This window comes from Criibacterium bergeronii, assembly GCF_001693775.2.
GTDB lineage: Bacteria > Bacillota > Clostridia > Peptostreptococcales > Filifactoraceae > Peptoanaerobacter > Peptoanaerobacter bergeronii.
In genome coordinates, this window is sequence record NZ_MBEW02000009.1 from 70,001 (window position 1) to 78,551 (window position 8,551).

Sequence of the window (8,551 nt, forward strand, 5' to 3'; positions counted from 1 at the left end):
GATTATTTCTTTTTCTATTATCCATAGTATATCTCCTTATCATAAAATATTGGGGTATTAGGGTTCTCCCTAACAAGGTAAAATTGATAAAAAAAGAAGCAGTCCATAAAGGTTCTGCTTCATCAATTTTTCGTAAGTGGGTACTCACTTACTGTGCTTGCTACATAAGAATAAATTAGATATCAAGCGTTAAGCAAGTTTTGAATTTATAGCTATATTATACCAAATTATAATGATGTATTCAATTCGAAGCCATCTGTGAATATAAAAAATAATATTCATTGACATATACAGAAAGAAGAGCTATAATATCTATGAATAAAAATTGTAAAATTCATAGACAAAAAACCACTCTCGGAGGATAAAAATATGGGAAAGGCATTTACAGAAGAAGAAAAGATAAAAATTAAAGAAAGTATTATGGAAACAGCTCTTGATTTATTTCATGATAAAGGGACAAAATCACTTAGCATTTCGGAATTGACAAAAAGAGTCGGAATAGCTCAAGGGAGTTTCTATAATTTTTGGAAAGATAAAGAATCTCTTGTCATTGATTTAATGGCATATAGATCAATACAAAAATTGGAGAACATTGAAAAAGAATTTTCAAATTCACTTACGAATCCTAAAAAATTCCTTTCAGAGGTAATTTTTAAGTATTCAATAGACATGACTGAGAAAATTAGAAATCAGCAAATTTATCAAGAGGCATTTAGAATATTTGCGAGTCAAGATTCAAAGAAAGTGAATAGAGTAGAAAATCTATATGGGGATTTTTTGGATAGGTTAATAGATTATTGGTACAAAAACAATGTAGTAAAAAGCGTAGATAAGCAAGGTTTATCAAATGCCTTTGTTGGAAGCTTTGTTCTATGTTCAAATTATTTCCATTTTAATGAAGATACATTTGAGGAAGTACTTAATATTTATATACAAAGCATTGTTTTTAAATATATAGAAATTTAATTGTAAAAAGGAAGGTGATAGAAATGATTCTGGATTTTAATGAGATAAAAAAGGAAGATGTATTAATTGTTGGAGGTAAGGGAGCTAATCTTGGAGAAATGACTTCGGCTAAAATAAATGTTCCAAGTGGTTTTGTTATAACAGCAGACGCATATAGAGATTTTTTAAAAGTAAATGCTATTGATAGCCTCATTGAAAATGGAATTAAAAAATCAGCAGATGATGAAAAAATACTTCTAAATGAAGCTGAGCATTTTAGAGGAAAGATAAAGTCTGGGAAATTTCCTGAGCAATTGGAAAATGAAATAAGAGAAAAATATTTTAATCTTGGAAATAATACAAGAGTTGCAGTGCGTTCTTCAGCAACGGCAGAAGATTTACCGGATGCCAGTTTTGCAGGGCAACAAGAAACTTATTTAAATGTTCAAGGTATTGAAAGTGTATTAAATGGGGTGCGTAATTGTTATGCTTCACTTTGGGGGAATAGAGCTGTAAGCTATAGATTTCATCAAGGTTATGATCAAACTTCAGTTTCTATTGCAGTTGTTATTCAAGAAATGATAGAGAGTGAAAAATCAGGAGTTTTATTTACTGTAAACCCAGTAAACAAAAAAGAAAATGAGATGCAAATAAATGCAAGCTTTGGCTTAGGAGAAAGCGTTGTAAGCGGAAGAGTTACAGCGGATAGCTACATTATTGACAAATCAGGAAATATAATCGAAGTAAATATTGGAAGCAAGGAAACTCAGATTATATACGGGGATAAGGAAACTGTTGAAGTATCGGTAAACTCTGATAAAAGAAAAACTCGTGCATTAAATGATAGAGAAATACTTGAACTTATGAAGTGCGGTTTAGAGATTGAAAAACACTATGGTATGCCTATGGATATTGAATGGGCTATCAAAAATGATATTGTCTATATTTTACAAGCGAGAGCGATTACCACATTAAAAAATTCCAAGAATGATATAACTGACAATGATTTAATAGAGAAGTATATAAAGGGTAAAAAAATCAAAAAGGATACACAAGAAGTAATGTCATTCTTTTTAGAAAAAATGCCTTTTGCACATAGAGTCCTTGATTTCGATTATTTGATGGCAATTAATGATCAGAAAGTAAACATTTTGTCAGAAGGTGGAATTATTTTACCAAGAAATCCAATTATAGATGATGATGGTATACAAACTTTTTCTGATGACGGAAAGCGAATTGGAAAGAATATTTTTAAATTTTTTAATATTTTAAAGAACATGAAAGATTTTGAGTTCTGTTATAAGAAGTGCAAAGATTTTATGAATATATATGAAGTTGAAATAGAAGGAATCAAGCACTTAAATTTTGAAAATATGACATTAACGGAGTGTGGAAATTTTTTAGAAGAAAGTTATGTTCTTTTGCAAAAGCTTGCTTATGATAGATTCAAATATGCATTATTTCCATCAGTTTTAAATAGCAAGAAATTTACCAAAATAATAAAAAAAGCAAATAGTAATTATTCATCATTTGATTTTTATTGGGACTTAGATAATAAAACATCAGCGGTTACAAATGATGTCTATAAAATGGCTCGTGAGATAAGAAAAAATGAAGCTTTAAAAAAAGCAATAATTTCCGGAGATAATTTTAAGGAATTATATAAAAAGTATAACGATTTTAAGAATATATCAGATGAGTTTATGAAAGATAATGGTTTTAAATCTGATTATAATTGTTATTGTTTATCTGCAAAAACATTTCTTGAGGATCCTGATAGGCTGATAAATATATTACGACCTATATTAAATGAAAATAGTAATGAAAGTAACGATATAAAGGATTTTTCTAAGCTTATGGAGAGCGTAAAGGAAATCTATGGTAGAAAGTATCAGGATGTAGAAAAACAGATAAAATATTTTAGATATTTTCATGTGGTTCGTGAAGAAAGTCAATATTTGTGGGAAACACTATTTTATTATGTGAGAAAGTGTGTTAAAAGAATTAACTTTATACTCTTGGGTGATGAAAATATAGAAACTGGAGTGGCTAATCTTTTTCATAAAGAATTGTTGGAAGTAATTAACAGAGGTAATTTAAATGAATCAGATAAGGAAAAAATAAATAGGAGAAACGAAAAATTTCATTTAGCAGTAAAAGTTTGGGAAGCTTCAAAGTTATTGATTTTTAAAACAGATGGTGATGTCTTAAAAGGAGTAAGCGGAAGCACTGGCATTGCAGTTGGAAAGGTGTGTCTAATAAATAGTCCCAAAGAATTTTATAAAATGAAAAAAGGAGATATATTAGTTTGTCATCTTACAGATCCTGAATGGACTCCATTATTTAAGCTGGCAAGTGCTGTTGTGGCAGATACAGGTTCTGCTTTGAGCCATGCTGCAATTGTTGCAAGAGAATATAATATACCGGCAGTTCTTGGAGTTGGTTTTGCAACTACCAAATTCAAAGATGGAGATACCATACAAGTAGATGGTAATACCGGCGAGGTCAAAGGTTGCTGATATGAAATCAAAAAATCAAATAGATCAAAAAGAATTGAGAAGACAAAAGATTTTAAGTGAACCACTTTTACCTTTGATAGTAAAAATGTCTGTTCCAACAATTGTTGGTATGCTAATTATGGTTATTTATAATTTGACAGACACATTTTTTGTCGGACTTTTAAATGATAAATCGATGACAGCCGCTATTGGTGTTGTTTTTAGCTTCATGAGTATTATTCAGGCTATTGGTTTTTGGTTTGGATATGGTAGCGGTAATATTATGTCTAAAAAACTTGGAGAACAAGATGAAGAAGAGGCGACAATTATTTCTTCTATAGGAATGGCATTTTCTATTATAAGTGGATTTTTGATAGCTATAATGTCATGGATTTTTATATCAGACTTGACAAAGTTCATTGGTGGGAATGCTTCTGTTAACTTATTTGAATTTACTACTCAGTATTTAAAGGTGATTATAATAAGCGTTCCATTTAGTCTGTATTCTATTACTATTTATAATCAATTGAGGCTTTGTGGAAATGTAAAAGATGGAATGATAGGTTTACTTTTAGGAATGTTCAGCAATATGGTTCTTGATCCTGTATTTATGTTTATATTCAAGTTCGGGTTTGTTGGAGCTGGAATTGCAACTTTGACAGGGCAAATAATTGCTTGTATTTCACTTACTATGTTGGCGAAAAGAAATGGCAATATTCCTGTTTCTTTGAAAAATGTAAAATGTAGTAAAGAACGCATATACCATATTCTTGTAGGAGGAATGCCTAACTTTTCAAGGCAAGCAATTACAAGTGTTTCCCTCATTTTATTGAATAGAGTTGCAGCAAGCTTCGGGGACAGTATTATTGCAGCATTAACCGTAAGTTCAAGAACAGTTGCCATAGCTTATATGATTATGATTGGATGGGGGCAAGGGTTTCAACCTATTTGTGCAATGAATCATGGTGCAAAAAAATATGACAGAGTTAGATCAGCATTTAATTTGACAGTTGTTGTTGGAACTATATTTTTGATTATATCAGCAGTGGTGCTATATATTTTTTCGGAACATTTTATTATTGCAATGTCTAAAGATAGTGAAGTTATTTCTATAGGAGTGCAAATACTTAGAATGCAATGTATAACAATTCCATTGTTAGCCTATTATGCGATAAGTAGTATGTTGATGCAAAACATAGGCAAATATTTTTGGTCGTTGATAATTTCGATTTCAAGGCAAGGTATTTTCTACATACCTCTTTTATATTTACTTACTAATTTATATGGAGAATTTGGGATATATTTGCTCCAACCAATAGCGGATATTTTGTCATTTGTTTTAGCTGTTATTGTTGTTTATAAAATAAAAAATGAACTAAAAAACGAAGAGAATATACATTAGATGAATTAGCAACAGGTTGAATAGTTGGAGGAAATTACTATGTATTATTTTATGTCTAATGCTTATATAGAAAAAATTTACAGACCTTTTTGATACTGGTAATTATAATAAAAAATTAAATACAAATAACAATCGAAAAAGTTTCTTTCATTTTAGAGGATTTATGCCTTAGAGCATAAGTCCTTTTTTTATGTTCAAATTAATCATTAAAACTCAAAAATACTATAAAAAATAAAAATTCTGGTTACCAAAGAGGGCAAATTTCACTTTATAAAGTGAGGGGTATTTTGTCATCTTTCTATACAAATCCAAATACTTTGAAGTGTAAATATTTTTGAAATTGATTATGTGAGATTAGTATATTTCAAATTTAATCCACTTACCAAGGTAAAAAAATCAACTTACATAGGAGATTAAAATGCAAGCAATAAAGATTTATAGCATGAGAGTTGCTATGTTATGTAGACTTTATGATCTTAAATTAATTAATGATAAGGAATATACAAAAATAAAAAATAGAATAGAAAATGATTATAAGAAGAGAGATAGAAAGTAGTTAATTTTGTGATATAATAACACTGTAGAAAGATACAAAATGGGAAGGAGGTAAAATGAATACTAAAGTAAAAGTAATAAAAGCTTCAAATACAGGAGCAAGAAATAGAAATTCACTACATTTAGATTTAAAACGTATTGCAGAGTAAGTGCAGATAGTAAAGACCAACTTGAATCATATAAATCGCAAGTTGATTATTACACAAATCTAATAAAAAATAATAAGAACTGGACTTTGGCTAGTATATATGCAGATGAAGCAACAACAGGAACAACTGCAACTAAAAGAGCAGATTTTATGAGACTAATAAGTGATTGTCAAAATGGAGATATAGACATGATAATTACTAAATCTATATCAAGATTTGCTAGAAATACATTAGATACTTTGAAATATGTAAGACTACTCAAGGAAAACAATGTTGGTGTAGTATTTGAAGAAGAAAATATAGATACCTTGACAATGGATGGAGAGTTATTACTAACAATATTAAGTTCAGTAGCTCAACAAGAAGTAGAAAATACCTCAGCCCATGTGAAAAAAGGACTGAAAATGAAAATGGAAAAGGGGGAGCTTATTGGTTTTCAAGGTTGCCTTGGCTACGACTATGACCCTGTAACAAAAAGTATCTCTATAAATGAAGAAGAAGCTAAAATTGTTAGATATATCTTTAAAAGATATTTAGAGGGCAATGGCAGCTCAGTCATTGGGAGGGAACTAGAACTTACACCTATAGGTAAAACAAAATGGTCTGATACTACAGTTTTAGGAATAATTAAGAATGAAAAGTATATTGGCGATATACTAATGGGAAAGACTTTTACAGTTGATCCCATAACAAAAAGAAGACTAGCAAACTTTGGTGAATCTGATAAATACCATATTGAAAATCATCACGAGCCAATTATATCAAAAGAAGATTTTGAGAAGGCTCAGGAGATTAGACTCAGGAGAGCACAAAATAGAAACACCATTGCTAATAAGGATAGAAAAAGAGAGAAACTATCAAGGCAATATGCTTTTTCAAGTATGCTGGAATGTGGATTTTGTGGTGAAATACTTTCAAGAAGAACATGGCACACTAGTTCAATTTATAAAAAAATTAACTGGCAATGTGTAAAGTCAACTAAAAAAGGTAAAAAATATTGCCCTCATTCAAAAGGAATACAAGAAGCAGCAATAGAAAAAGCTTTTGTTGAAAGCTATAGGCAATTATGCCATGCAGATTCAACAGTAATAGATGACTTTTTAAAAATTGTAGAAGAAGAAATAAATGATAATACTTTAGTCAAAGATTTGAAAAAGTTAGAAAACCAATTAAATAGAATCATTAGTCAAGAAAAAAAGTTAGTTGATCTTCATTTAGAAGATAGTATAGACGAAGAAGTTTATGCTAAAAAGTATAAAAAACTTACAAAACAAAAAGAAGAATTACTTGATGAAAAGAAAACACTAAAGCTAACTATCAAAGATGAAAACTCTATTAAAGAAAGATTAAAGCAATTTAAAAAGGTCTTAGAGAATAGAGAAATTATAGAGGAATTTAACAGAACAGTATTTGAAAGCATAGTTGATAAAGTCGTGGTGGGTAGAATTGACAAAGACGGAACAGTTCATCCTTATGACTTAACATTCTATTTCAAAACAGGAGTTAAAGATAGTCAAGATTCTAATAACTTTAAAGATAAAAGAAAAAATGCTAAAGATAATGATATTAATAAATTGTGCTCCTACAAGAATGACGAGGAGAATAAATTATGTTCCCAAGCAAAAGACAACGCATGTGGAGACGGTAGCACTTTTGTCCAAACTAGATGTCGATAAGCATATAGAAGTTGAAATTGAGCTGGATGAGCTTGATTTGACCAGTGCTGAAAGTAAGGCAACATATGCTCAAATCAAAGAATATGTTTGGAATAAATTTGGATTAAAAGTACCTACACTATATATTGCTCAGATAAAAAAGAAATGCGGAATTAAACTGAGGGAGCATTATAACAAATCGAAAAAAGAGAAACAGGTTATTCCACAATGCACACCGGAAAAAGAGGAAGCTATCATGGATGCTTTAAGGCATTTTAAAATGATTTAATAGAAATGGGGTATTTATGAGATGGATAATAAGAATAATCTTGTTAAGCCCATACGGAATACCTATGGTTGGAGCAGCAGTTATAGGCTTTTTAGAAAGTATAAATGAGAAAATAAGATCAATATAAATGATCGACAAGATAATATATATTAAAAGGAGTGTTGACAGTGGGTGATAAAAGCAATAAAAAATTCTGGGACAAATTTGCTAAGCTGTATGCCCCTTTTATGAAAAAAGATAAAGAAGTTTATGATAAAATTTGCGAATACATTAGTCCTCATTTGAATAAACACATGAATGTACTTGAACTTGCTTGTGGATCAGGACAATTCTCGTTTAGTCTTTCAAGGCATACTGAAAGTTGGATTGGCACAGATTTCTCCGAAGAAATGATTCTGGAAGCGAGGAAGCGTGGAGAAGAGAAAAACCTTATATTTGAAATAGCCGACGCAACATCATTATCTTTTGCTAATGAAAAATTTGATTGTGTGTTAATCGCAAATGCACTTCATATTATGCCTAAGCCAGATGAAGCAATGAAAGAAATATATAGGGTTTTAAAACCTGATGGTATTTTGTTTGCTCCTACATTTCTATGGAAAGAAGGAAAACAAAGAAAAATTATAAAGAGTTTGATGTCTATTTCAGGTTTTAAGATGTATCAAGAATGGAATAAAAATCAATTTGAAGATTTTATAGAGAAATATGGGTTTTCAGTAGTTGAAATGAAATTGGTACATGGAGGTCTTGCACCGGTTGGTGTGATGATTGCTAAAAGAATAGCATAAAAAACTTTGCTTAAAAAATTTCATAAAAATGGTTACCAAAGGCGATAGAAGAAAAAACTATCGTCTTTTTCTTTGTAAATTTTTAAGGAGGGAGGTGATCCTGTATGGACTTTGACTATTTCTATAACAGAGAAGCAGAGCGATTTAACTTTCTGAAAGTGCCTGAAATATTAGTAGACGGAGAAGAATTTAAGGGATTGTCTGCTGAAGCAATCATCCTATACTCCATGCTTTTGAAACGCACAGGAATGTCCTTTAAGAATAACTGGG

The 8,551-nt window shown here is 30.2% G+C and carries 8 protein-coding genes and 2 pseudogenes (1 of these 10 only partly in view); 9 read left to right on the forward strand and 1 reads right to left on the reverse strand.

The window, feature by feature from the left end; genetic code table 11:
* On the reverse strand, positions 1–25 hold the start of the coding sequence (locus BBG48_RS05850; protein ID WP_068912793.1) for a plasmid mobilization protein. It extends 332 nt beyond the left edge of the window; only the first 25 of its 357 coding nucleotides appear in the window; its start codon is at positions 23–25; its stop codon lies beyond the left edge, outside the window.
* 344 nt (positions 26–369) lie between these two features.
* Here BBG48_RS05850 and BBG48_RS05855 point away from each other — a divergent pair, with 344 nt between their 5' ends.
* From BBG48_RS05855 to BBG48_RS05885, 9 genes and pseudogenes are all read left to right on the forward strand, one after another.
* The gene (locus BBG48_RS05855) at positions 370–966 is read left to right on the forward strand and encodes a TetR/AcrR family transcriptional regulator (RefSeq protein ID WP_019213939.1); all 597 of its coding nucleotides are present in this window, start codon (positions 370–372) and stop codon (positions 964–966) included.
* 23 nt (positions 967–989) lie between these two features.
* Positions 990–3,464 carry a PEP/pyruvate-binding domain-containing protein gene (locus tag BBG48_RS05860; protein WP_068912794.1) on the forward strand — a complete coding sequence of 825 codons (2,475 nt, stop codon included), beginning with the start codon at positions 990–992 and terminating at the stop codon, positions 3,462–3,464.
* Position 3,465: 1 nt separating this feature from the next.
* The gene (locus BBG48_RS05865; protein ID WP_068912795.1) at positions 3,466–4,845 is read left to right on the forward strand and encodes an MATE family efflux transporter; all 1,380 of its coding nucleotides are present in this window, start codon (positions 3,466–3,468) and stop codon (positions 4,843–4,845) included.
* Between the two features lie 418 nt (positions 4,846–5,263).
* The gene (locus BBG48_RS11140; protein WP_004838640.1) at positions 5,264–5,401 is read left to right on the forward strand and encodes a hypothetical protein; all 138 of its coding nucleotides are present in this window, start codon (positions 5,264–5,266) and stop codon (positions 5,399–5,401) included.
* Between the two features lie 55 nt (positions 5,402–5,456).
* Positions 5,457–7,225 (forward strand): annotated as a pseudogene (locus BBG48_RS11520) (recombinase family protein).
* Positions 7,176–7,493, forward strand: a pseudogene (locus BBG48_RS05875) (23S rRNA (uracil(1939)-C(5))-methyltransferase RlmD); the annotation flags it as partial. The pseudogenes BBG48_RS11520 and BBG48_RS05875, both read left to right, overlap by 50 nt.
* A 16-nt stretch (positions 7,494–7,509) precedes the next feature.
* Entirely contained in the window at positions 7,510–7,620 is a 111-nt protein-coding gene (locus BBG48_RS11285) for a CD1845 family protein (RefSeq protein ID WP_319946254.1), read from the forward strand.
* A gap of 40 nt (positions 7,621–7,660) precedes the next feature.
* Complete coding sequence (locus BBG48_RS05880; RefSeq protein ID WP_068912798.1) at positions 7,661–8,281, forward strand: class I SAM-dependent methyltransferase; 621 nt, start codon at positions 7,661–7,663, stop codon at positions 8,279–8,281.
* A gap of 104 nt (positions 8,282–8,385) precedes the next feature.
* The coding region (locus tag BBG48_RS05885; RefSeq protein WP_199560390.1) for a replication initiator protein A at positions 8,386–8,551 on the forward strand (166 nt) is incomplete at its 3' end.